We start from the raw sequence: 23,526 nt of genomic DNA on the forward strand, positions 1-23,526 counted from the left end.
GCCGCCGTTGTGTGCGGGTTTTGGGGCTGCCATCGGCTGTTGGTCGTGGCGTGGCTTTGCCGCTCCTTGTTGCAGGGTTGCGCCTTGGGCGCGACCATTCCACTTCGGCTACAGACTGGATTAGAGGCGCGCCATGGCAGATCAGCACAACGACAAATTCCGTACCGATCCTGCGGAACAGCCCGGCAGCGCGCAGCCTCCTGTAGTACCTCCCCACCCTTCGTCTGAAAAAGACACCCTGCCCCCGGACGCGGCCTCTCTGCTGACTGCGGAGCGGCCTGACGTCCATGCTGAAGATTTTGCCGCGGAATACGCCGATGCCGAGTTTGTGCATCCGGCTGACATGGCCGACCATCTGGAGAATCTGAGTCTCGAAAAGCAGGTCAGTACCCTGAGCCGCATGTCCAAGGAGGACGCCGCCGAGGCGTTGGCCGAACTGGACGAGAATATGGCCGTGGATGTGCTGGAAAATCTGGACGACGACGTAGCCGCCCAGATTATCGCCGAGATGTCGCCTGACGACGCCGCCGACGTGCTGGACGAACTGGACGAGGATCACCGCGACGCCCTGCTGGAAAAGCTCGACCGCGAAGATTCGGAAGAATTGCGCAACCTGCTCAATTTTGATCCGGATTCTGCGGGCGGTGTCATGAACACCGAGCTTATTCTGCTGGAAAAGAATTTCACGGCAGATGAAGCTATTGCCCATATCCGCAGCGAAATGGAAGACAAGGAAAGCCCCTACTACGCCTACGTGGTGGACGAGCATCAGGTGCTTGTGGGCGTGCTTTCGCTGCGTGACCTCATGCTGGCGCGGCCCGGCACCATCGTGGGCGACGCGGTTTCGGGCCAGAGCGTTGTCAGCGTCACCTACGATACGGACGAGCGCGAAGTGGCAAGCCTGCTTTCGCACTACAATTTTATGGCCATGCCCGTTGTGGACAACGAGGGGCATATCCTCGGCGTAGTTACCTATGACGACATCATGGACATCATGCACGAAGAAGCCAGCGCCGACATGCTGGGCATGGTGGGCGCCGACCCGGAAGAAAGCGTGGATACCCCCTGGCTTGAGAGTGTGCGCAAGCGCCTGCCCTGGCTGTTTGTGAACATGATAAATTCCGCCCTGTCGGCCTCCGTGGTCTACATGTTCGAGGGCTCCATCGCCCAGATGGCCGTGCTGGCCGTGCTCATGCCCATGGTGGCCAATCAGGCGGGCAATACGGGGCAGCAGGCTCTGGCGGTGATGATCCGCCAGTTGGCCACAGACCGTTTTGACCAGAAAAAAGCCTGGATGGCCGTGGTGCGCGAGGGCAAGATCGGCATTGTCACCGGTATGGCCATGGCTGTGGTGGCCTTTTTCGCTGCATGGTGGTTCACGGGCCTGCCCATGGTGGGCGCCGTTATGGGCGGGGCACTCTTGTGCGACATGCTTTTGGGTGCTGTGGCCGGCGGCTCCATCCCGCTTATTTTTCGGGCGCTGGGGCGTGACCCCGCGCAGGCTTCAAGCATTTTTCTCACTACCATCACCGATGGCGCAGGCTTTTTTATCTTTTTGGGCCTGGCCTCTCTGTTCATTTTATAAAAAATTTGTCACCCTTGGTCTGTTTGAGGGATCATGCCCCTGCAACGTCGCGGCTGTTACAGGGCAACCTTGCGTTGCCCCGTGTGCTGCATCATAGCCGCTGCGGCTTTGTTGCCGCGCAGTCAGGGCATGGAGGCCTTCCGGCTTTGTCCCCCATCGCCGGAATCAACGCCAACAGCCGCCGCAGGGGAAGCGGGCCGAAACATCAGCTGCGAGAGCCGCAAAGCCGTGCCAATGGGTGATATTCCGGGCGAGGTCTGCCGCATTTTGCTGGTGGACGATCACAAGCTGCTTATGGAAGGCGTGCGCAGTCTGCTTGCGCCCTACGGGCATCTGCGCGTTGTGGGCATGGCCCAGAACGGGGGCGAGGCTGTGGCGCTGGCGGCATCCCTGCAACCGCATCTGCTGGTGCTTGACCTTGGCATGCCCGGCATGAACGGCCTTGAAACAGGGCGCGCCGTGCTTGAGGTGCGGCCCCAGACGCGTATTTTGATCTATACCGGGCATGAAGATCAGCGCTGGCTGCCGGAGCTTATTGATCTGGGCATCATGGGGCATGTGCGCAAGTCTGAATCGCCCGGCGTGCTGCTGCGTGCCATTGAAAGTGTGCGCGCGGGTGAGATTTATCTGAGTTTTCCCGATCCGGGCGGGCGTGTGGCGGCCATGCTGCGTCAGCGGCGCGAGGCTGCCGATACTGCGAATGCTGATGCCGGGGCTGATCTGGGGGCGCTTTCGCCCCGCGAGAAAGAGATTTTTCGTTTGCTGGCTGACGGCATGAGCGTCAAGAGCATCGCTGCGGAGCTGTATATCAGCCCCAAGACTGTGGAAACCCACAAGTACAATCTGCTTACCAAGTTGCAGGCCGGGTCTGTGGGGGATTTGGTCAAGATTGCCATCCGGCACGGTCTTGTGAAGGTGTAGGGAAGAGGTGTGTGAGAGCTTGGTGGCGGGGTGAGCCTGTCGAGCGCATTTACGCAAACCCGACTTTTACGCCCTGAATGCGTCAGCGCCGGGATTTTGATGCTCACGTACATGAGTACGCTGCGCTCAAAATCCCGGTGCTTCCTTTTCAGGCCGCAAAAAGCGTATTTTGCAAATTCGCCCAACACCAGTCATCGCCTCCGCATTCGCTCCGGCGAGTTTAAGGAAGGTAACTCCACGACCAACTCCTGATGGTGGATAGATTTTTCTGACTCGTAATTTATCCGCCTGATCATGGTTGAATGGTAATTGGCGTCATTACGAGTAAATTAAAGATGTTGTATATCTTTTTATTTGTTCTTTGACTTGTCCAAGCTTGATGCTGACTGACTGTATGCCCACGAGGCATTAAACGGGAAGGAAGTATGCTCTGTAGTTAGGCAAGTACTGAGGATGGTTGGCTGAAGCGGATATTGATCGAAGCGAAAGCGGACTATGGCATTTACGCGGCGCGGAGGGAGATCACCTGAGCGAGCGGAGCGAGGGAAGGAAGCTTCCGAAGCTATAGCCGCGTTGCCCTCGCCACACGATGAAATTTGGAAAGCCCGTCTTAGGGGGTGCTTCGGGGGGGATGCAAGGGGGGCCGAGAAGGGGGCGTAGCCCCATAACCGGCCCCACCTTGCCGCGCGCCGCGCAGGCGTCCAAACACCGCCGAAGGGCGGAATCACATGCCCGAAGGGCAGTAAACTGCTTAAGCCCCACGCGGGGAGGCGAACCCGCGCGCCGCGCAGGCGTCCCAAACTCCGCCGGATGGCGGAATATCGTGCCGAAGGGCCGCACACTCCCCCCCACCGACAGGCTAAATCTCTCCCCCCTCTCCTCTGGGGAAATCCCTTAGTCCTTTTTTCACAATTCAGGATTCTCCTGATAGCACCCAACCCCTTTCCAACCTATTTTGGGCTGAACGTAAATAAACTTGCGTCGGCAAAAGGCCGCAAGGGGGAAACAATGGCTTTTGATTTCCAAAGAACCCTGAAGAGCGGGGCTGAGAATTTTGTTGTGAAGTTCATTCTGCTGCCCGTGGCACTGTGTCTGTGGCTGGCCTGTCCGGCTTCGGCACAGGCAGACAAAACGCCTGCGGCTGCACCTGTTGTGAGCGCTCAAACGGAGAACGCCCCGCAGCCCCCGGCATTTGTGGCTGTGGCTGCCGCTGATACTTCGGTGCAGGCCGCGCCCGCTGAAGCCGCTCCTGCTGCTTCGCAAGCGCCTGAGGCGGTGGCTATAGACAACAATCCGTGGTGGTACTGGCCGCTGGCCCTGCTGTTCTTCTGTTTTATCCTCGGCGTGATCGCCGTCATGGCTGGTGTGGGCGGCGGCGTTTTGTTTGTGCCGCTGGTGAGCGGGTTTTTCCCCTTCCACCTCGACTTTGTGCGAGGCGCTGGTCTGCTGGTGGCCCTTGCGGGCGCGCTGGCCGCTGGCCCCGGTCTGTTGCGGCGTAACTTCGCCAATCTGCGCCTGGCTCTGCCTGTGGCGCTGATTGCCTCGGCTTGCGCCATCGTTGGCGCCATGCTCGGTCTGGCGCTGCCGACTAATATCATTCAGACCTGCCTTGGCGCGACGATTCTTGGCATTGCCGTGCTGCTGCTGCTTTCCAAAAACTCAGTACGCCCGGTGGTGACCAAGCAGGATGCCATAGGCCTTGCACTCGGCATGGACGGCGTTTTTCTTGAACCCAGCACTGGTGAAGTGGTGGAGTGGAAAACTCACCGCACCCTGGCTGGCCTGCTGTTGTTCATCGCCATCGGCATCATGGCTGGCATGTTCGGCCTTGGCGCTGGCTGGGCCAACGTGCCGGTGCTCAACCTGCTCATGGGCGCGCCCCTCAAGGTGGCCGTGGGCACCTCAAAATTTCTGCTTTCCATTACCGACACGTCTGCCGCCTGGGTGTATCTGAACCAGGGCTGCGTTATCCCGCTCATGGCCGTTCCTTCCATCGTTGGCCTCATGCTGGGTTCTGTGGTGGGTGTGCGGCTGCTTGCCAAGGCCAAGCCCAAGTTCATCCGCTACATGGTTATTGGCGTGCTCTTCTTCTCCGGGGCCAAGGCCCTCATGAAGGGCCTCGGCTGGTAATCCGCACCGGATACGCTTGAATAGAAGGGAGAAAACAATGACCACTGATTTGAAACACGACATAAAGGCATCCCCCGCGCAACTGCGCTATGCAGACACCCTGTTCTATGGCGCGCTGCTGGGCTTTGTGGTAATGCTTGTTACCTACGCGCTCTACGTTTTGGGTGTGCTGACGCCGCAGATTCCTCTGGATGAAATGCCGCGCCTCTGGACCCAGAACGCCGCCGCCTACCGCGCGGCGGGCAATATTCCTCAAGGCTGGGGCTGGCTTGCTCTTGTGGGCAAGGGCGATATGTGCAATTTCATTGGTATCGCTTTTCTTGCGGCACTTACCATTTTCTGCTTTGTGCAGCTTGCCATAGGGCTGATACGGCAGAAGCAGTGGATTATGGCGATCATTGCCGTACTTGAAGTGCTGGTGCTTACCCTTGCGGCTTCGGGCGTTCTGGTGGCTGGCGCTCATTAGCCGGGATTTTGCCTTACGGGGCCGGGGAACGTGCCGCCGTGGAGCGGAACCGCACCAGCGGGCTTGACGGCGGCGCAGACCTTGGAGGGCATATGCTTGCCACGATAAAAAACTACTTCGCGCATCTGCTGGAAGTTCCGGAGGCAGTGTCTCCGGCCCGTTACCGCTCACTGCGGCGGCTGATGACAGTGCTCATGGTGGCCGTTTCGGTTACGCCGCTACTGCTGCTTTCGGCCATCAGCCATGTGCAGTACATGCGTACCCTTGAGCGCGAACTGGAAAGCCCGGTATACGCCCTGGCCCGCAAATCGCAGGCGGCGCTGGAACTGTACCTTGGCGAGCGTGTTTCCACTGTGAGTTTTCTGGCCCACGCGTATACCTTCAAGGATTTGCTGGACGAGCGAACTCTCAACCGCGTGTTTCTGGCCCTCAAGAGTGAATATCAGGGCTTTGTGGATATGGGCCTGGTGGACTCGGACGGCCAGCAGGTTGGCTATGTGGGGCCGTACAAGCTCAAGGGCGTGGATTACGCGGGCAAGCCATGGCTGCGCGATACCGAGATAAAGGGGCGCTACCTCAGCAACGCAATTCTGGGGTATCGCGGGTATCCGCACCTTGTTGTGGCAGTGCACAGGCTTGAAGAAAACGGCGTTTCGTGGACGTTGCGCGTGGCCACAGATACCCTGCGCATCCAGCAGGTTGTATCCACCGTTGGGCCGGAGCACGACACGGACGTGTTTCTTGTAGACACGGAAGGCGTGCTGCAAACGGATTCCAATCTTTTTGGCAAAGCGCTGGAAAAACTGCCCATGGATTTGCCCCCGGCCTCGCACGAAACAGTGGTGCGCCGTATTACCGACCCCAAGGGCAGGCAGCTCATGGTGGCCTCGTGCACACTGGCAGGCACGGATTTCATGCTGTTGGCCGTCAAGCCCACGGAAGACGCCATCCGCCCCTGGCTGGCCCTGCGCACGGAATTGCTGCTGGTCTTGTGCGGCGGCATTGCCCTGATCTTTATGGTTTCGAATCTGCTCATGCAGCAGCTTATAAACCGCTTGCAGGCCAGCGATGAACGCCGGGTCGCTGTTTTTGCCCAGATGGAGCACAACCAGAAGCTTTCGTCCATCGGGCGGCTGGCTGCGGGCGTGGCCCACGAGGTCAATAATCCGCTGGCCGTCATTTACGAAAAGGCGGGGCTTGCCCAGGATCTTTTGAGCATGGGCAAGGTGTGCGGCGAGGGCAAGGACAAGGAAAGGCTCTGCGCACTGCTGGAAGGCATTGAAAGCACAGTGGAACGCGCACGAGGCATTACCCACAGGTTGCTGGGCTTTGCCCGCCGTATGGAAGCCAACCGCCAGGCCCTGCACATAGAAGAAGTTATTTCAGAAACCCTTGGTTTTCTTGAGCGCGAAGCCAAAAATCGGGGCGTCAAGCTTGAAACGGAACTGCCGCCCAACCTGCCGGAAATTGTGTCGGACCGGGGGCAGTTGCAGCAGGTATTCCTCAATATCGTAGGCAACGCGCTGGACGCGCTGGCTGGTGGCGAGGGCGGCATGCAGAAACCTCAGGGCGAGGAGCGGTTTGTTAAAATACGCTGCCAAGGCCAGGGCGGACAGATGCTGATAAGTGTGCAGGACAACGGCAAGGGCATGTCGCCCGAAGTGCTCAGGCATATTTTTGAGCCGTTTTACTCCACCAAAAAAGACAAGGGAACCGGGCTCGGCATGTTCATCACCTATGGCATCGTGCGCAAGCTTGGCGGCGAAATTCACGTGCAAAGCGAAGAAGGGCGGGGCAGCACCATAAGCATCACCCTGCCGCTTACTCCGCCAGATGTCGCGGTGGAGGTGTAGAATGTCATTACGCATCCTTCTGGCTGACGATGAAAAGGAATTTGTCGATACCCTGGCAGAGCGTCTTTCGCTTCGCGGATTTGCGCCCTATGTGGTTTATGACGGCATCAGCGCCCTCCAGGCCGCCACGCCGGAAAAACCCGATGTTGTGGTGCTTGATCTTTTCATGCCCGGTCTGTCGGGCGATGAGGTGCTGCGCCGCCTCAAGGTTCTGTATCCTGATTTGCCGATCATCCTGTTGACCGGGCATGAGGCGGTGGACGACAACGGCACAAACCCCGTGGCGCAGGCCTTTGCCTGCCTCACCAAGCCGCTGAGTTTCAATGTTTTTCTGGAAACGCTGCAAGCTGCCGTGCGTGAAGGCAAGGAATGCACAGCCAACGGAGGCAAGTCATGAATGAAAGTCAGTGCATGGCCCGCTTGCTGGCTTCAGCCGTTCACGACATGCGCAACGTACTGGCCGTGATTCGTGAATCTGCCGGGCTGGCGCAGGATCTGGCAACTCTGGCTGGCGGCAAGACTGTTGCCGCGCCGGGGGCAGAGCGGCTTTCATCGGCATTGAGTGAAGTGCAGCGTTCCATCATTCAGGGGGCGGCCCTTTCCGAAGCCATGGATTTCATGGCTCAGGCTGGGGGCATGGAGCTTGGCAGCGCTGGCCCCTGCGATCTTGCGCGGGTAAGCCGCAGTTTCTGCCTGCTGGCGGCGCGTCAGGCGCGCGCGGCGCAGATACAGCTGACCAGCGGCGAAACTGAAGAGCCCGTGTGGGCCAATGTGCCGCCTTTGGCAGTGCTGCGGTCACTGCTTGAAGTGTTTGACCTCTGCGCCTCGGTGGGCGGGCAGGTGAACCTGCGCCTCACCGCCGGACGGCGGCAGAAGGAAGAAGGCATCATTGTAGAGGCACTGGAAGGTGCCAACCGCGAAATGGCCCTGGCGGCCATGACGGGTAGTCCCATGCTTGACGGCATGCGCCCCGGTTGGCGCGCCGTGCTTATGCCCTGGCGAGACGCCGGGCCAAGATTTTTCCTTTCCATTTCGGCCTGCGATAGCGAAGGCGAATAACCGGCGCCGGCATGTTGCCGGGCCTTCAAGGAGTATTCCATGACCAAGGAAGACATCAAAATCCTGCTGGTGGACGACGAAAAGCAGTTTGTGGACACGCTGTCGGAGCGCCTTGCCATGCGCGGCTTTGAAGCGCAGGTAGCCTATGACGGCCCCGAGGCCCTCAAGGCTGTGGAGCAGCCCACCGATGTTATCGTGCTTGACCTGCGCATGCCCGGCATGGACGGCTTTGAAGTGCTGCGCAACGTCAAAAAGAGCAATCCGCAGGTTCAGGTCATCATTCTTACGGGCCATGGCGGCGACGCTGAAGAACAGACCGCCTATCGCATGGGCGCGTACAACTTTCTCAGAAAGCCCATGGACATTGACGAATTGCTCAACAGCATTCGCATGGCCTACCGCGACAAGCTTGAGAACGCCATGGTGGCTGTTTCTCTGGCCGAAGGCGGGGACTTTGATTCGGCCCGCGATGTTATGAACGAAAAGGACGTGCTGGAAGAGCACGGTAAATAAGCGCTGGTGCAGCTTTGGCCGGGGAGGGCCGGATGGAGCGCATCCGGCCTGCGGAAAGGGTGTTTCTGCACGAAATGCTCTTGCAGAAATTTGCCCTAACTCCCTGCCATAAAACAGGCGTTGGCTGGTCTTGCCCGCCGCAAGGCGGCTGGTTCAAGCGTTAATTGCCCCGGAGCGATTTCTTGAAAGTGCCCGGGCGGCAGCGGTTCGCCATAGGAGTTCGCCATGCGTGTGCTTGTTGTGGATGACGAACCTGCCTTTTCGGAGCCTTTGGCCGAGCGTCTGGCATTGCGGGGCTACGAAACCGCAACCGCGCAGGATGCCGATGCGGCCCTGGCCGAACTGGCGCGCGGCCCCCGCGACCTCATATTTCTTGATGTGGGGCTGCCGGGTATGGACGGCGTGGACCTGCTGAAAATTCTGCGCGAGCACTACCCGCAGACCGATGTGGTGATGCTTTCCGGCGCAGGAGATATGGGCAAGGCTGTGCAGGCCATGCGGCGCGGCGCGCTGAACTGGCTGTCAAAGCCTGTGGGCATGGACGGCATCCTTGCGGAATGCCGCAAAGCGGCGGAACGCGCAGGCGCAAGGCAGGAAGCCGCCCGTCTGGCCGAGGCAGCCCGCTGGCGCAGCCTTGGCCGGGTAGCGGAAGGTGTGGCCCATGAGGTCAACAATCCGCTGAATATCATGGTGCAGGCCGCCGGCCTGATCCGTGACTGTCTGGAAGAGCCGGAAGCTGAAGCTTTGCCGGATATCGGCGAAGTACGCGAAGCTGTGGACACCATCAGGACGCAGAGCCTGCGGGTGCGCGAGATTACGCGCAAGCTGCTTATGGTCGGGCACGGGCTTGACCCCCGCGTTGGCGCGCTTGATGTGGCTGCGGATGTTGCCCAGGTGCTGCGCCTTCTGCACGAACGCATGGAAAGCGCCCATGTGCGCTGCGATGTACGCGTGCCCCAGGGCGAGGGCGCACCCCGCCCCTTGGGTTCCGCCCCGGAATTGCAGCAGATATGCCTGCATTTGCTGGAAAACGCGCTGGATGCTCTCAGTGATATTGAATCCGCATCAGGAGCGGCAGAGCGCCCCGGCGGTCTGATTACCCTGGCCGCCAGCACCAGACGCGATGCGCAGGGGCAGGACTGGTATGACCTTGTGGTGCGCGACAACGGCCCAGGCATCGCGTCCGACATCATGCCGCACATATTTGAGCCTTTTTTCAGCACGCGCGCCCTGCAAAGCCCTGTTGCCGCGCATGCATCCGGCGGCAAGACGCTTGGCCGCTACGTGGGCTTGGGGCTTGCGGTGGCCCGTTCCCTGGCGCACGCCCGGGGCGGAGAGCTGACAGCAGCCAACGCGGCTGATGGCGGTGCAGAATTCTGCCTCAGCCTGCCTCTGGCGGAATCTCTGGGGGAACGCCCAACGCCCAAGGTCGAAGCATAGGACTCTGAAATTTTTCATATTGTGCGCGCAATGCCCTGTATCTGACGTTTGCGCCCTGCATCACCTCCATGCGCCCCAAGCGTTTACGGTGGAAGCCCCTTGCCAAGGGTTCGGCAAGGGGCATTTCTTTTATTCTAGGCCAACACAAAGCCCCTGCCGGAGGAAAAACCTGCGGCAGGGGCTTTGTGTTGATGTCGTTGTGCGCTTCGCCCTTGCCTACCTGGCCAGTTGGGCGGGCGCACGCGTGATCAAGAAATGAATTAATCCGGCAGCAGCACATCGGTCTGAAAACCGGCGGCAACGCACTTGGCAATAAGATCGCCTGAACCATCGTAAATTTTTACGTCATAATTCAGGATATGCTTGCCGCTGCGCACCACAAAGGCCTCCGCCGTGAGGGGCGAAACCTTGCCGGGGCGCAGATATTCAATGGTGGTATTCAGGCTTACCACGCCGTAATCCTTGCCCGCATTGGCGGCAGAGCCAAAAGCCACATCGGCCAGGGCAAAGATGGCCCCGCCGTGGGCCATGCCCATGCCGTTTTTGTGGTTTTCGGTGATAGGCATGGTTACCTTGGCGTATTCCGGCGTGGCGCTTTCAATGGTCATATCCAGATAGCGCACGAGCTTGTCGTGCTTTTCCACGTAGTTTTTCATTTCCATCTCCACACGTACCCCTTGCTCTGGCGGTTGCGTGAGTTGGCTTTGCCTCAAGGCGCATGCCTTGTTGTCGCACCACCACGCCAGAGTTGGCGTTTAAAAAACCTTGAGAATACACATTCTCAAGGCTGTTTTGCTCTTATGAAAAAACGGGCTGAAGGCCTTGGCTTTCAGCCCGCGTTACATCAGTACAAATGCAGATATGGTTTATTCTACCTGTTGGATGCCGTCCAGCTTCCAGTTGCCGCCTGTCACAGGGCGCATAAAGTGCCACACTTCGCGCGCAGAGGACGGCGTCTGCTGGTCAGGGCTTTCACGCAGAAGCACGTCAAAGAACACCTGAGCATACTGCTCCTGACCTTCATCGGCAACACCCAGCAGCTGGGCATTGACCAGCAGAATTTCTGTGGTGCTCGGCTTGGGGTCGGCTTCCATCTGTTCGCGCACCGATTTCTGCACGGCCTCGGTGGTGAACTGCGAGATATCGTTCATGTCGCGCTTGTCCCAGGCCGTCTGCAAACGGGTGTAAGCCATCTTGGCCCCGCGCAGAAATTCATCGGCATCAAAACCGGGAGGCATGGGAATCTGCGGGCCGGGGGTTTCAGCCTCGCCAGCGCCGCCCTGACCACGCAGGGCATCCCATCCATTGCTCGCACTGTCATTACGCATCATGCCCGCTTCGGGCTGCGCGGTCCGTGCGCCTTGCGCGCCTGCGGAAGCTTGCGCGGGCCTTTGCGAACCGCGAAAGGCGGCAAAAAGCTTGAGGCCGAGGAAAATCATCAGGCCGATGAGCAGGATATCCATAAAGCCGCCGCCAGCAAAGCCGTGACCGCCCAAGAGCGAGCCTATGAGCGTGCCAGCAAGCAGGCCGCCCATGAGGCCACCCATGCCGCCAAACATACCGCCGGGCCGCGCGGCGGGGGCCGCCTGTGCCTGAGGCTGAGCGGCGCTGGGCTTATTCTGGAAAGTGGTCTGCGGACGGGGCGCAGGCGTGCTCATAAAGGGCTTGCTGCCAAAAGAACCACCGCCGCCAAGACGAGCGGCAAGTGCGTCATCGGACAGGGTGAACATGAGCGAACAGCAAAGCAGAACAAGGATCGTCAAAAAAGCTTTTATTTGCATGAACATCTCCCATAAGGGCGGTGTTGGTCATCTCCATGAGTGGCGATTTGACCGGGTAGTACTTTCTGTACAAGCCCTATCTACTATAATCATTATGCAGATTAAGGCAAGTCTGGGTAAAACGCGGCAAGGGGGGCAGTTTTTTGCTCCCTGCGGCGTGGGCGGAAAAGTATTGTGGCAGGTTTGAATTCAGCAAATCCGGCGGGTTGGGCGTTATTTTTGCAGCGAAGTCAGACCGTCAAGAATTGTCCACGGATTGGGAGGGCAGCCGGGAATGTACAGATCCACGGGCAGCAGTTCGCTCACGCCTCGGTTGCACTGATCACTCTCGCGGAACAGCCCGCCGGAAATGGCGCAGGCCCCCACGGCAATAACAATGCGCGGCTGAGGAGTCGCCTTGAAGGTATCAAGCAGGGCCAGCCGCATGTTTTCCGAAACCGGGCCGGTTACGGCAATACCGTCAGCATGGCGGGGCGAGGCCACAAAATCAATGCCAAAGCGTCCAAGGTCAAACACCAGAGTGGTGAGCACGTTGCTGTCGGCCTCGCAGGCGTTGCAGCCTGCGGCGCTGACCTGCCGCAGCTTGAGCGAGCGGCGGAACAGGGAAAACCGGGGCGGCGTGGGCTGCTCTGCGAAAGGCTGACCGGGAGCCACCAGCAGGCCCTCGCGGGTAAAGGACGCCATGCGGTGCTGCCCGGTAAAGGTAAAGGCACCCTTGGGGCAGGCGGCACGGCATGCGCCGCAAAAGGTGCAGCGCCCCATGTCCAGCGTGGGGGTGCCGTCTTCCGCGCCAGCGGTGGGCAGCAATGCGCCAGCGGGGCAGGCCGCGTAGCAGGCGCGGCACGAGCCGCAGGAAACCTGCGCAAGCTCTGGCCTGCCCAGATACCTGGGCGAGAGCGTAGGCTGGCGATTGGGGTAATCCAGGGTGCGGTATTTCTGGTGCAGGCGTTCCTTGATAATACGCAGCATGTCAAAGCCTCACAGATCGTGTCCGCAATACGAGAGATTGAAACTCTTGTTGCAGAGCGGGAAGTCGGAAATCTGGTTGCCGCGCAGGGCCATGGCAAGGCCGGACCAGTTGTGGAACGAAGGGTCAATGGCTTTGTAGGCCAAAAATTTTCCGTCAGGCCCTGTCACTGCCACATGGCAGATTTCGCCGCGCCAGCCCTCAACCTGCGATACGGCGAGGGTATCGGGCGGAAGGGACGCAAGGGCTTCGGCGTCTGGCTGTTCCGCACGGGGCGGCAGGTTGGCGAGAGTGGAAAGATCCGCCTCGAGCAGGCGCAGGGAATCGTCAATCTCCTTGCTGCGCACGAGGGTGCGGGCCAGAACGTCGCCCGTTGTTTCAACACGCGGCGCGCAGTCTCTGGTGGGCAGATCGGCAAGGGGAAAGTGGAAACGCGCGTCAACCTTGAGCCCGCAGGCCCGTGCGGCCATGCCCACCAGGCCGAGATTCTGGGCGCTTTCCCTGCTGACGTAGCCCGTACCCGTGAGGCGCTCAAGCACGCTCTCGGTATGCAACATCACATCCACAGCGCCGCGCACGTCTCGTCCTGCCGCCTTGATGCGCGCAAGCATGTCTGCGCAGCCGTCCGCGTCAAGATCGTAGGCCGTGCCGCCGGGGCGCAGCAGCCCCCGGCCAAACCGGTTGCCGCACAGGCAGGCCGTGGTGTTGAGAAAATCACCGCGTATGCGGCCATTCCACGAGGCTGTGGGCAAAAAGCCCGTATCCCCGGCAATGGCCCCAAGGTCGCCCGTGTGGTTGGCAAGGCGCTCAAGTTCAAGGCCCACCCGCCGCAGACGGTGAGCGCGCGGGCCGACAACGCAGCCTGCAAGGCGTTCGACCAGTACGCAATGGGCCGTGGCATGGCCTATGGTTGTATCGCCTGCGGCGCACTCCAGCAGGGGCAGACAACGGGCAAGCGGGCCGCGCACAAGCATGCGCTCAAGCCCACGGTGTTGATAGCCCAAGGCAATCTCAAGGTTCAGCACATTTTCGCCGTGGCACTGAAAGCGGAAATGCCCCGGCTCAATAACCCCGGCATGTACGGGGCCAACGGCAACCTCATGAATTTCTTCGCCTTCAACTCTGTAGAAGGGATAGGGCTGGGCAGCCTGGCCAGGCGCTGCGGCAAGCGAGCCGCCTTCGGCCTGTGTTCTGGCATTGGCTTCGGCAGCGTCCGGGATGCGGCGCACAGGCTTGAGCCAGGGATGCCCCTCGGGCCGGATGCCCCATTGTTCAAATATTTCGCGTTCAAACAGATGTGTCTGAGGCGTGGCGGGCGTCATGGAAGCATAGGACTGCAAGGGGGCGGTGCGCATGGCGGCAAGATAGTGCGAACTGTCCTGAGCCAGCACGCAGCACAATCCCGCAGGGGCGTTTTCGTCCGAAGATTCCGGCAGGCCGAGCAGGGCCAGCAGACGCCAGCCTTCGGCAATGTAGCGGCGCACAAAAGCTCCCAGTTCTTCAACAGAAACAGGGGGCATGCCCGACAGCGGCACGGTATCGCGGTAATCGAATAGCATCGGCCCTCTCACCGTTGGCAGCGCAAAACCCGGCGGGTTTTGGCATCAGCCTTTGGCGTTTACGCGCCTATGAGCGCAGCGGCGCGGTTAAGAAAATTCCACAGCCAGTCGGGAATCCACAGGCCCAGAGTCAGCACGGTCAGCCCCAGCACCAAAGGCGGCAGGACGCTCAGCACAGGCTCGGAGTTTGCGGGCGGCAGATCCACAGGGCGGTTGCCCTGCACCATGCGCAGTACCGACACGGAAAGCCCCACAAATATTATGGCTAGCAGCACCAGATATCCGGCGGAAAGCCAGGGCAGGTCTGCCGCCAGCATGCCCTTGAAGATGAGCAGCTCGCTGACAAAAAGCCCAAATGGCGGCGACCCGGCCACAGCCAGAAATCCGGCTGTCCACAGGGCCGCCGTGGCGGGCATGGTCCAGCGCATGCCGTGCACGTCGTAGCTGGAATAGGTGTGGTAGCGGGCAAGAATGTTGCCAGAAAGCAGAAAAAGCATGCACTTGGTGAGCGAATGGCAGACCGCATGCAGCATTGCGCCGGGCACAGCCACGCCGCCCACGCCTATGCCCAGAGCCAGAATGCCCATGTGCTCAACGCTGGAATAGGCCAGCATGCGCTTGTAGTGGCCTTGCCCCACAATAAAGATGGCGGCTGTCATGAGCGAAAGAATGCCGAAAAACATGAGCATGCCACCCGAAAGCCCGCCAAGCCCCGCAGCCAGCATGATCTGGTGCCCGCGCAGCATGCCCAGCATGGCGCAGTTGAGCAGCGCGCCCGAAAGCAGGGCCGAAACCAGCGAAGGTGCCTGACTGTGCGCATCGGGCAGCCAGTTGTGCAGTGGGGCGAGGCCCATCTTGGTACCGTAGCCCACCAGCAGAAAAACAAAGGCCGCCTTGAGCCATGTGGGTTCGGCAAGGGCCGCGTTACGCACAAACCAGCCCACCTGATCCATGCCGTCTGCTGCGCCAGTGGCGCCTTCCGCACCGTGGAACGACACGGAAAGCAATATGTTGCCCAGAAGAGCCAGGGCAATGCCCACGGAGCATATGATCAGGTACTTCCAGGTGGCTTCCAGCGAACTCTTGTGACGGTGAAAATAAATGAGCTGTGCGCTGGAAAGCGTGGTCGCCTCAATGCCCACCCACTGCGCGCCCATATGCGGCGTGATGGTCACAAGCGTCATGGCCCCGAGAAAAAAGCACAGGCAGGCTGTGAAGCGGCGCTCCGGCGCATTGGTGAAGCGCCCGTGATCCAGAATATTGGTGTGCTCGCCGATGCGTTCTTCTTCCCGCAGGTAATGTACGGCATAGAACGACGCGGCAAGAAACAGCAGACTCGCCAGCATCAGAAACAGCACGCCCAGAGCATCCGGGGCCAGCAGGCCGCCAAGTTCAGAGGGGGTTTCTCCGCGCGCGACCTTGACGGCAATTGCGGCGGCAAGGGCTGTGTGCGCCAGTGCCGTGAGCGGCAGGCCGAGGCGGCAGATGACGGCGCGGCCCCAGAGCAGCATGATGCAGCCTGCGCACAGGGGTATGAAAAGAAGTGCTGTCAGCATGCGCTCGTCCTAATCCCTGAGGCTGCGGAACCGCGCCACGTCAATGGAGGCGAAGGAATCGCTGATATGGTTGATGGCTATGCCCATAACAAACACGGCCACAAAAACGTCCAGCAGGAGGGCCAGTTCAAACCACACCGTGCCGCCTGTCATGAGCGGTGCGCCCAGCAGAAAGATGCCGTTTTCCGCCACCAGATAGCCGATGACCTGGGTGATGGCCTTGATGCGCCCCACAATGAGGATAAATCCGCAGAATAATGTTGCCAGCCCTGTGGGCAGCAGCAAAGGCGGATAAAGCCCCAGCGGCATGACCAGCTTGCCGTCCAGCCAGATGGAAAATACCAGACCGGCCATGCCTGCCAGTACGCCAAAACCCACGCGGCGGGCAGGGCAGATCAGGGCATCAGCGGGCAGCCGTTTTTGGGTGCGCCACAGCAAACCGGGCAGCAAGGCACCCTTGATCAGCAATACGGCCCCGGCCAGCAGAGCGTGGTCAAGGCTCAGCAGCAGGGCTGCCAGCAATACGCCCTGGAAGGCGGTCAGCCGCGTCATGCCCGCAACGCGGCGCGTCCCGAGCAGCAGAAAATTGCTCAATACCAGAAGGAAAAGACAGGACTGCAAAAGCGTGGTCATGGCAACCTCGCCTGGGTCAAAATAAGCGTGAGCATGCCCATGCCCGCTGCTGCGCCCAGCAGGTACGGCACACGCTCCATGCGCAGACGGGCCATAATGGATTCCACAATGCCCACAACCACGGCCAGCAGCAGCACAATGCCAAGGCGTACGCCCAGTTGCTCCCACAGGGGCAGCGCAGGAGTGATCAGACCCGCTATCAGCGCGGCGAAAAACCACAGCTTGAGGGCCGCGCCGTAAAGTATCAGGGCCAGATTGGGGCCGGAATGGTCAAGCACCATGACCTCATGGATCATGGTCAGTTCAAGGTGCGTGTTGGGGTCGTCCACCGGGATGCGGCAGTTTTCCACCAGCAGCAGCACAAAAAAGATCACGGGCAGGAGCAGCAGTTCGCCCTTGCCTGTCAGCCATGCCCCGGCGGTCTGCCCGCCAAACATGGTGGAGAGGCTGAAGGCTGTTTCAGTACCGTGCCCAAGGCCGAGGCACAGACTCGTGAGCACCATGAGCGCAAGAAAAAATACGGGTTCCGCGAGGGCGGAGAATGTGGCCTCGCGGCTTGCGCCCATGCCTTCAAATGCCGAGCCTGTGTCCAGCGCGCCAAGCATGACGGCAAAGCGCCCCATGCCCAGCAGATAGGCTGCCAGCACAAAATCGCCCGCAAAGGCCAGAGGCGAAACCGCGCCGCCGAGGGGCAGCAGGGCCAGCGCGCAGATTGCGCCTGCCAGGGATATGGAGGGGGCGGCGGCAAATATCCATGTGGATGTGCGGCTGATCACCTCGCCCTTGCGCAGCAGCTTGGCGATATCATAGTAGGTTTGCAGCACAGGCTTGCCGTGGCGTCCGGCAAATTTGGCCTTGACCCGGTTGATGATGCCGGGCAGCAGGGGGGCCAGAATCAGGGACAGGGCAAACTGCGTAAGATAGACTGCAAGCCCGGCTTTCATGAGTGCAGCCCCCACACAAGCAGAGCCACCAGAGTGGCGAGAATGTACAAAATATACAGGTGGATTTTGCCGTGCTGGATAACTTTGCAGGCATTGCACAGGGTTTCCACCGCCGTAAACAGCGGCGTAAACAGGCCGCTGCGCAGGCGGTCGGGCGCAGTGACGCCCAGTTGGCCCCCCTTGGGGAACAATCCTTCATCCAGTTGCAGGCGTGTCTTGAGGCCCATGACCGGAGCAAAGATTTTTGCCGTGGGTTCGGAGAAAGCCGCGTCCGTATACTGGATGCGTGCAGATCCGCCCTGAAAGCCGCAACCCCATGTGGGCATGGATTCCACAGTGCGCTTTTTAAGCAGGCAGCGGCGAACAAAAAGGATAATCAGGGCCAGTCCAAGCCCGGCTCCGCCGATTTTTGCCACGGCTGCAAGGCTTGCATGCGCCTGCGCCAAGCCAGCCAGACCAGCTTGCTGAAATGCCGGGGGCAAGGGCAGGGCGCTTTGCGCCGCCCCTGCTGCCAGATCAAAAAAACAGGGGGCAGCCAGACCGCCCGCCAGACACACGGCGGCGGGCAGGGTAAGGGGCCAGAGTGTGCGCCAGGAAAGCGGATGCACGCTGGCGGCAAAGCCGGAACGCGGCTCGCCCAGAAAAGCGATGCCATAGGCCTTGGCGTACAGGGCTGCCGCAAGGCCGCTGATGCAGGCAAGACCCGCCAGAGCCAGCAGCAGGCCTACCTGACGCTCCACGCCAAAAAGCGCGGGGCCGTCCAGCAGGGAAAGCCCCATCACGAGTTCACCCGCAAATCCGTTAAAAGGCGGCAGGCAGGCAATGGCCGCTGCGCCTATGGCAAAGGCCGCGCCAAGCAGGGGCAGGCGTTTTTGCAGTCCGCCCAGATGCTGCATGCGCACGGTTCCTGTGGCGTGCAGCACTTCGCCTGCGCACAGGAACAGCAGCCCTTTGAATGCAGAGTGGTTGAGCATGTGCAACAGTGCGCCGGAAAATCCCAGAACAGCAATCCACGCATTGCCGCAGCTCTGGCCAATGAGTCCTGCACCCAGCCCCATGACCATCAGGCCCATGTTTTCCACGCTGGAATAGGCGAGCAGCCTTTTGAGGTTGCTTTGGGCCGTGGCTTTTAAAATTCCCATGAGGCCGGTGGCAAGGCCCAGCAGAAGCAAAGTCCAGCCCCACCATTCGGGTGTCGCGCCCGCAGGGGCCAGCATGCCCACGCTACGGATCATACCGTAAAATCCCGCATTGATCATGGCCCCGGAGAGCAGGGCCGAAACATGGCTTGGCGCGGCAGGGTGCGCTTCGGGCAGCCATACATGCAGGGGCGCAAGCCCCGCTTTGGCTCCAAAACCGACCAGAGCCAGCACAAACAGCACCGTGAGCAGGCCGGGGCCGGAATAGCCTTGCGCCTGTTCAAGCACCCGCGCAAGCACAGCCCCGCCTTGGAGGGCGTCAAGCGAAGTGTCGCCCGTGACCTGCCACAGCAGGGTAAAGAAGGCCATCAGGGCCACTGCGCCCAGGTGGGCAGCCACAAGGTAAACCCAGGAGGCATCCCGCACCTTGCTGTCGCCGTCATTGAAATCAATAAGAAAGAAGGGCGCCAGCGACATGATTTCCCACGCCAGCATGAACAGCACGGCATCGCGTGCGGTCATCACAAGGGCAAGGCCGATCAGCAGCATATGAAAAAAGAACCAGTGCGCCGCAAGATTGTGGCGTTCCGGTTCTTCATGCCGCAAGGCAATGCCGCCCGAGGCGGCGCAGACAAAACCCAGACCAAACACTGGCAGCAAAAACAGGCGGCTCAGGGCGTCCATGCCCAGGGCGCAGGATCCCACGGGCAAGGCCAGAGGCAGGCGCAGGCTCTCCTGCCCGGCCCACGGGCCGGAGGAAAGGGCGCACAAACCGACAAAACAGCCCGCAAAGGCCCCGATAACGCCAGCCGCATTGGCCGCGCGTCCGGTTGCCTTTGAGGGCGGGCGCACGGCCAGCAGTGCGCACAGGGCGGCTGTTGCCGCCAATATGCCGATGGCCGTGATAAAAAGGAACATGACTGCCGGAATACCTACGCCAGGCCGTCTTTCAGCTGCTTTTCAAAGTAGGCGATGGTTTTAACCAGGCCTTCTTCAAGAGCTACCTTGGGTTCCCAGCCAAGCTTTTCGCGGGCCAGGGTGATGTCGGGCTTGCGCTGCTTGGGGTCATCGCAGGGCAGGGGTTCGTAAGAAATCACCGACTTGCTGCCGGTCATTTCCACGACCTTTTCGGCCAGTTCGCGGATGGTGAACTCGCCGGGGTTGCCCATGTTCATGGGGCCCACAAAATCATCGGGCGAGGCCATGAAGCGGATCATGCACTCCACAAGGTCGTCCACATAGCAGAAGGAGCGGGTCTGGGAGCCATCGCCGTAAATGGTGATGGATTCGCCCTTGAGCGCCTGAATGATGAAGTTGGAGACCACGCGCCCATCGTTGGGGTGCATCTTGGGCCCGTAGGTATTGAAGATGCGTCCCACCTTGATGGGCAGGTTGCCTTGCCGCCAGTAGGCAAAGAACAGGGCTTCGGCGCAGCGCTTGCCTTCATCGTAGCAGGAGCGGATGCCGTTGGGGTTCACATGGCCCCAGTAGCTTTCCTGCTGCGGATGTACCTCGGGGTCGCCGTACACTTCGCTGGTGGATGCCTGATAAATGCGCGCGCCAAGCCTCTTGGCCAGGCCCAGCATATTGATGGCGCCGTGGACGCAGGTCTTGATGGTCTGCACCGGGTCGTGCTGATAATGGATGGGCGAGGCCGGGCAGGCCAGATTGTAAATTTCATCCACCTCTACATAGAGGGGAAATGTCACGTCGTGGCGGATAAGCTCAAACCTGCGGTTATCCATGAGCGCTTCCACGTTGGCGCGTGCGCTGGAAAAGAAATTGTCCACGCAGAGCACTTCGTGCCCTTCGTTGAGCAGGCGTTCGCACAGTTGCGAACCCAAAAAGCCGGAACCGCCGGTGACAAGAATGCGTTTGCGGAGATGCATGATTCCCCCGAAAAAAGTATAGGAAACCAGTAAAAACTGGCAAATCCCCCAAAGCATAGCCCCATTGCTCGGGCTTTGCAATGGCGGTTGGGTACGGGGGTGTCTGCTGCCGGGGTCTTGCCCCTTGCCTTTCGCCTGCGCCCGTTGCTATGTATCGGCCGCGAGGTATACCATGTCGAAAAAATCAGCCGTCCGCATTGATCCCCTGGCTCTGGCCCTGCCCCTTGCCGGGGTGGACAGCCACGCGCACCTTGATGGTCAGGAATTTGATGCGGATCGCGATGCCGTGCTTGAACGCGCCCACGCGGCAGGTATTGCGCAGGTGGGCAACGTTTTTTTGGGGCCGGAAGAGTATCATGCCCGCCGGGCTTATTTTGATGCCCACCCCGAAGTGTTTTTTCTTATGGGCGTGCACCCGTGTGACGGGCAGAACTGCACGCAGGAGCGCCTTGCCGCCATGCGCGCCGCCTTTGCCGAGGACTCCCGCCTCAAGGCCGTGGGCGAAATCGGTCTGGATTTTTACTGGCCCGATTGTCCGAGGGAAATCCAGTATCAGGCCCTGCGCGATCAGCTTGCTCTGGCGCACGCCGTGGAGCGCCCGGTGGTCATTCACTGCCGAGATGCAGAGGAAGAAACACTCATGACGCTGGAGGCCGAGGGCTTTGCCGGGTATCCCCTCCTGTGGCACTGCTTTGGTCAGGGGCCGGAAACCGCGCGGCGCATCTTGCGCAACGGCTGGCACATATCCATTCCCGGCCCGGTCACCTACAAGGCCAATGAGGCCCTGCGCGAGGCTGTGGCCCTTATCCCCGCCGACCGTCTGCTGCTGGAAACCGATGCCCCCTATCTTGCGCCCCTGCCGTGGCGGGGCAAGCGCAACGAGCCTTCCTATACGGTGTTTACCGTGCGGGCCATGGCCGAAGCGCGGGGAGAGAACCCCGAAGATATCTGGCGTACCTGCGGCGACAATGCCCGCCGGTTTTTCGGCCTGCCAGCGCAGGAATGATGCCGTGCTGACCCCCGCCAGCCCCGCCCGCGCGGCTGGCCTTGCACGGGTCTGTTCTTGTGTCCACATGGCAGAAGTGATACCATGTCCAAAGCCGCTCGAAACGGTGGCTTGGTAATGTTTTTGATAAATATTTTCGGTGGTTGTCCGCGCTTGGTACGGCTTGCCGCAGCGCATTGCAGCGGCAGGGCAGCCTTGGCGCGTCCTCTATAGCGTCAGCGCAAGCTGTTTGCCCAACTTCAAGGAGATTCCATGTCGGATCTGCGTACCCCCCTCACTGCCTGGCACGAGGCGCATGGCGCAAAAATGGCCCCCTTTGCCGGGTGGCTTATGCCCATCCAGTATGAGGGTATTATTGTCGAGCATCAGCACACCCGCCAGCATGCAGGTCTTTTTGACATCTGCCACATGGGCGAATTTCTTATTGAAGGCCCCGGCGCGGACGAAGCCCTGAGCAAGGCCGTGAGCCACAACCTCCAGACCCTTGCCCCCGGCAAGTGCCGATACGGCTTTTTGCTCAACGAAAAGGGCGGCGTGCTGGACGATGGCATCATCTACCGCTTCGGCCCTGATTCCTTCATGGCCGTGGTCAACGCCGCCTGCGCCGCCAACGACTTCGCCGTGCTGCGCGCCCGCCTGCCCCAAAGCGTCAAGATGACCGATATTTCCGCAGAAACCGGCAAGATCGACCTCCAGGGGCCGGAATCTCTGGACGTGCTCGAAAAGCTGCTGGGCCAGAATTTTCATGACCTCGGGTACTTTTGCTTTCGTGAAACCACATGGCAGGGTTCGCCCCTGCTGGTGAGCCGCACCGGCTACACCGGCGAACTGGGCTACGAGCTGTATATCGCCGCCTCTGAAGCCGAGGCTTTCTGGAACGCCCTGCTGGCTGACGAACGCGTCAAGCCCATAGGCCTTGGCGCGCGCGATACCCTGCGCCTTGAGGCTGGCCTGCCCCTGTACGGACATGATCTGGATGAGAATCACAGCCCCGCAGAAGCCGGTATGGGGCGTATGATGACCAGCACCGCCGACTATGTGGGCCGCGAAGGCGCGCAGAACATTGCCGAAGTGCTGGTGCCTCTGCGTATTGACGGCCGCCGTGCCGCCCGCCACGGTGATGTGGTCGCCCTTGCTGACGGCACGGAAGTGGGCCACGTGACCAGCGGTTCGTTTGCGCCCTCGCTGGGTTATGTGATCGCCTTTGCCTGGGTCAAGGCCGCGCATGCCGGGGCCGAAAATTTTGTGGTTCGCGCCGCCAGAACGGAGCTGCCCGCCACGCGGGTTGAAGCGCCGTTCTACACCGAAGGCACCGCGCGTAAAAAACTGGCCTGATACGGTCATTGATCTGTGCGGGCCGCATCCCACGGCACCTCACGCAGAACAGCGTAATTTTTATAACGATTGAACCCAATTTTTCAGGAGTTTGCACATGGCTACCAATCCCGCCGATATTCTGTACAGCACCAGCCACGAATGGACCCGCATTGAAGGGGACGAGGCCGTCATCGGCATCACCAGCTTTGCCCAGGAATCCCTTGGTGATATCACCTACGTGGAACTGCCCCCCGTGGGCGACCAGCTTTCTGAAGACAAGGAATTCGGCTCTGTGGAATCGGTCAAGGCCGCCAGCGACCTGATTTCTCCCGTTTCGGGCGAAGTGATAGCCGTGAACGAAGCTCTGGAAAACACCCCCGAGCTTTGCAACAGCGACCCCTTTGGCGAGGGCTGGATTGTGCGCGTCAAGCTGGCCCACAAACCCGGCGGTCTGCTGGACGCGGCGGCTTACGAGGCTCATTGCGCCACCGAAAAGCATTAATCCGTCATGCGTGTTTTTTCGGTTCCGGCTGCGTCAGACAATTTTTTTATTCCGGTCGAGTACCTAAGAGTACACTCCCTGCATAAAAAAATCGTCTTCCTTGCCGGAACCGAAAATCCACGGCATGCCGTTTGACGTGGGTAGCGCAGTTTAACCAAGTTACCCATGTATGATTTTGGGCTGCCTGCGCGCTGGCAAACTTTTGCACCGAGTGTGTAACAGCCTGAAATTTTTCCTTTCGCACCGGCTGGAGCAGCGTCGTACAA

21 protein-coding genes are annotated in these 23,526 nt (G+C 60.2%); 12 read left to right on the forward strand and 9 right to left on the reverse strand.

The window, feature by feature from the left end; all coding sequences use genetic code 11:
* Positions 1 to 133: 133 nt before the first annotated feature.
* The 9 genes from mgtE (at position 134) to G449_RS0112135 (ending at position 9,967) form a co-directional block, all read left to right on the forward strand.
* The gene (mgtE, locus tag G449_RS17035; RefSeq protein WP_022659578.1) at positions 134 to 1,585 is read left to right on the forward strand and encodes a magnesium transporter; all 1,452 of its coding nucleotides are present in this window, start codon (positions 134 to 136) and stop codon (positions 1,583 to 1,585) included.
* Positions 1,586 to 1,618: 33 nt separating this feature from the next.
* Positions 1,619 to 2,506: a response regulator gene (locus tag G449_RS0112095; protein WP_245559869.1), complete on the forward strand. Its 888-nt coding sequence runs from the start codon at positions 1,619 to 1,621 to the stop codon at positions 2,504 to 2,506.
* A 1,008-nt stretch (positions 2,507 to 3,514) separates the two neighbouring features.
* Positions 3,515 to 4,636 (forward strand): sulfite exporter TauE/SafE family protein, encoded by a 1,122-nt coding sequence (locus G449_RS0112100; protein ID WP_022659580.1) that lies wholly within the window; start codon positions 3,515 to 3,517, stop codon positions 4,634 to 4,636.
* A gap of 37 nt (positions 4,637 to 4,673) precedes the next feature.
* On the forward strand, positions 4,674 to 5,102 hold the full coding sequence (locus G449_RS0112105; protein ID WP_022659581.1) for a hypothetical protein: 429 nt from the start codon (positions 4,674 to 4,676) through the stop codon (positions 5,100 to 5,102).
* A 92-nt stretch (positions 5,103 to 5,194) separates the two neighbouring features.
* The gene (locus G449_RS0112110) at positions 5,195 to 6,955 is read left to right on the forward strand and encodes a sensor histidine kinase (RefSeq protein WP_027180966.1); all 1,761 of its coding nucleotides are present in this window, start codon (positions 5,195 to 5,197) and stop codon (positions 6,953 to 6,955) included.
* A 1-nt stretch (position 6,956) separates the two neighbouring features.
* Positions 6,957 to 7,352 carry a response regulator gene (locus G449_RS0112115; RefSeq protein ID WP_022659583.1) on the forward strand — a complete coding sequence of 132 codons (396 nt, stop codon included), beginning with the start codon at positions 6,957 to 6,959 and terminating at the stop codon, positions 7,350 to 7,352.
* A complete protein-coding gene (locus tag G449_RS0112120; protein ID WP_022659584.1) occupies positions 7,349 to 8,014 on the forward strand; it encodes a histidine kinase in 666 nt (221 codons plus the stop codon). The genes G449_RS0112115 and G449_RS0112120 overlap by 4 nt, the downstream gene beginning before the upstream one ends.
* Before the next feature lie 39 nt (positions 8,015 to 8,053).
* A complete protein-coding gene (locus tag G449_RS0112125; protein ID WP_022659585.1) occupies positions 8,054 to 8,527 on the forward strand; it encodes a response regulator in 474 nt (157 codons plus the stop codon).
* A 225-nt stretch (positions 8,528 to 8,752) separates the two neighbouring features.
* Positions 8,753 to 9,967, forward strand: coding sequence for a hybrid sensor histidine kinase/response regulator (locus G449_RS0112135; protein WP_022659587.1), 1,215 nt, complete (start codon positions 8,753 to 8,755; stop codon positions 9,965 to 9,967).
* Positions 9,968 to 10,227: 260 nt separating this feature from the next.
* On the opposite strand, the gene G449_RS0112140 is transcribed toward G449_RS0112135, so the two are convergent.
* From G449_RS0112140 to G449_RS0112180, 9 genes are all read right to left on the reverse strand, one after another.
* The gene (locus G449_RS0112140) at positions 10,228 to 10,623 is read right to left on the reverse strand and encodes a PaaI family thioesterase (RefSeq protein ID WP_022659588.1); all 396 of its coding nucleotides are present in this window, start codon (positions 10,621 to 10,623) and stop codon (positions 10,228 to 10,230) included.
* A 210-nt stretch (positions 10,624 to 10,833) separates the two neighbouring features.
* Entirely contained in the window at positions 10,834 to 11,748 is a 915-nt protein-coding gene (locus G449_RS0112145) for a Tim44 domain-containing protein (protein WP_027180967.1), read from the reverse strand.
* Positions 11,749 to 11,961: 213 nt separating this feature from the next.
* Positions 11,962 to 12,717, reverse strand: coding sequence for an NADH-quinone oxidoreductase subunit B family protein (locus tag G449_RS0112150; protein WP_022659590.1), 756 nt, complete (start codon positions 12,715 to 12,717; stop codon positions 11,962 to 11,964).
* A 9-nt stretch (positions 12,718 to 12,726) separates the two neighbouring features.
* A complete protein-coding gene (locus G449_RS0112155; protein ID WP_022659591.1) occupies positions 12,727 to 14,274 on the reverse strand; it encodes a hydrogenase large subunit in 1,548 nt (515 codons plus the stop codon).
* 59 nt (positions 14,275 to 14,333) lie between these two features.
* The gene (locus G449_RS0112160) at positions 14,334 to 15,830 is read right to left on the reverse strand and encodes a proton-conducting transporter transmembrane domain-containing protein (protein ID WP_022659592.1); all 1,497 of its coding nucleotides are present in this window, start codon (positions 15,828 to 15,830) and stop codon (positions 14,334 to 14,336) included.
* A gap of 9 nt (positions 15,831 to 15,839) precedes the next feature.
* The gene (locus G449_RS0112165; RefSeq protein WP_022659593.1) at positions 15,840 to 16,463 is read right to left on the reverse strand and encodes a hydrogenase-4 component E; all 624 of its coding nucleotides are present in this window, start codon (positions 16,461 to 16,463) and stop codon (positions 15,840 to 15,842) included.
* On the reverse strand, positions 16,460 to 17,407 hold the full coding sequence (locus G449_RS0112170) for a respiratory chain complex I subunit 1 family protein (RefSeq protein WP_022659594.1): 948 nt from the start codon (positions 17,405 to 17,407) through the stop codon (positions 16,460 to 16,462). The genes G449_RS0112165 and G449_RS0112170 overlap by 4 nt, the downstream gene beginning before the upstream one ends.
* On the reverse strand, positions 17,404 to 19,464 hold the full coding sequence (locus G449_RS0112175) for a proton-conducting transporter transmembrane domain-containing protein (protein WP_022659595.1): 2,061 nt from the start codon (positions 19,462 to 19,464) through the stop codon (positions 17,404 to 17,406). Before G449_RS0112175 ends, G449_RS0112170 begins: the two co-directional genes overlap by 4 nt.
* A 14-nt stretch (positions 19,465 to 19,478) precedes the next feature.
* On the reverse strand, positions 19,479 to 20,435 hold the full coding sequence (locus G449_RS0112180; RefSeq protein ID WP_027180968.1) for a UDP-glucuronic acid decarboxylase family protein: 957 nt from the start codon (positions 20,433 to 20,435) through the stop codon (positions 19,479 to 19,481).
* Between the two features lie 172 nt (positions 20,436 to 20,607).
* Between G449_RS0112180 and G449_RS0112185 the strand changes: the two genes are divergently transcribed.
* From G449_RS0112185 to gcvH, 3 genes are all read left to right on the forward strand, one after another.
* Positions 20,608 to 21,441: a TatD family hydrolase gene (locus G449_RS0112185; RefSeq protein ID WP_022659597.1), complete on the forward strand. Its 834-nt coding sequence runs from the start codon at positions 20,608 to 20,610 to the stop codon at positions 21,439 to 21,441.
* 252 nt (positions 21,442 to 21,693) lie between these two features.
* Entirely contained in the window at positions 21,694 to 22,776 is a 1,083-nt protein-coding gene (gene gcvT / locus G449_RS0112190) for a glycine cleavage system aminomethyltransferase GcvT (protein WP_022659598.1), read from the forward strand.
* Positions 22,777 to 22,873: 97 nt separating this feature from the next.
* Positions 22,874 to 23,260: a glycine cleavage system protein GcvH gene (gene gcvH, locus G449_RS0112195; protein ID WP_022659599.1), complete on the forward strand. Its 387-nt coding sequence runs from the start codon at positions 22,874 to 22,876 to the stop codon at positions 23,258 to 23,260.
* Positions 23,261 to 23,526 lie beyond the last annotated feature (266 nt).

Source organism: Desulfovibrio desulfuricans DSM 642 (assembly GCF_000420465.1).
Lineage (GTDB): Bacteria > Desulfobacterota > Desulfovibrionia > Desulfovibrionales > Desulfovibrionaceae > Desulfovibrio > Desulfovibrio desulfuricans.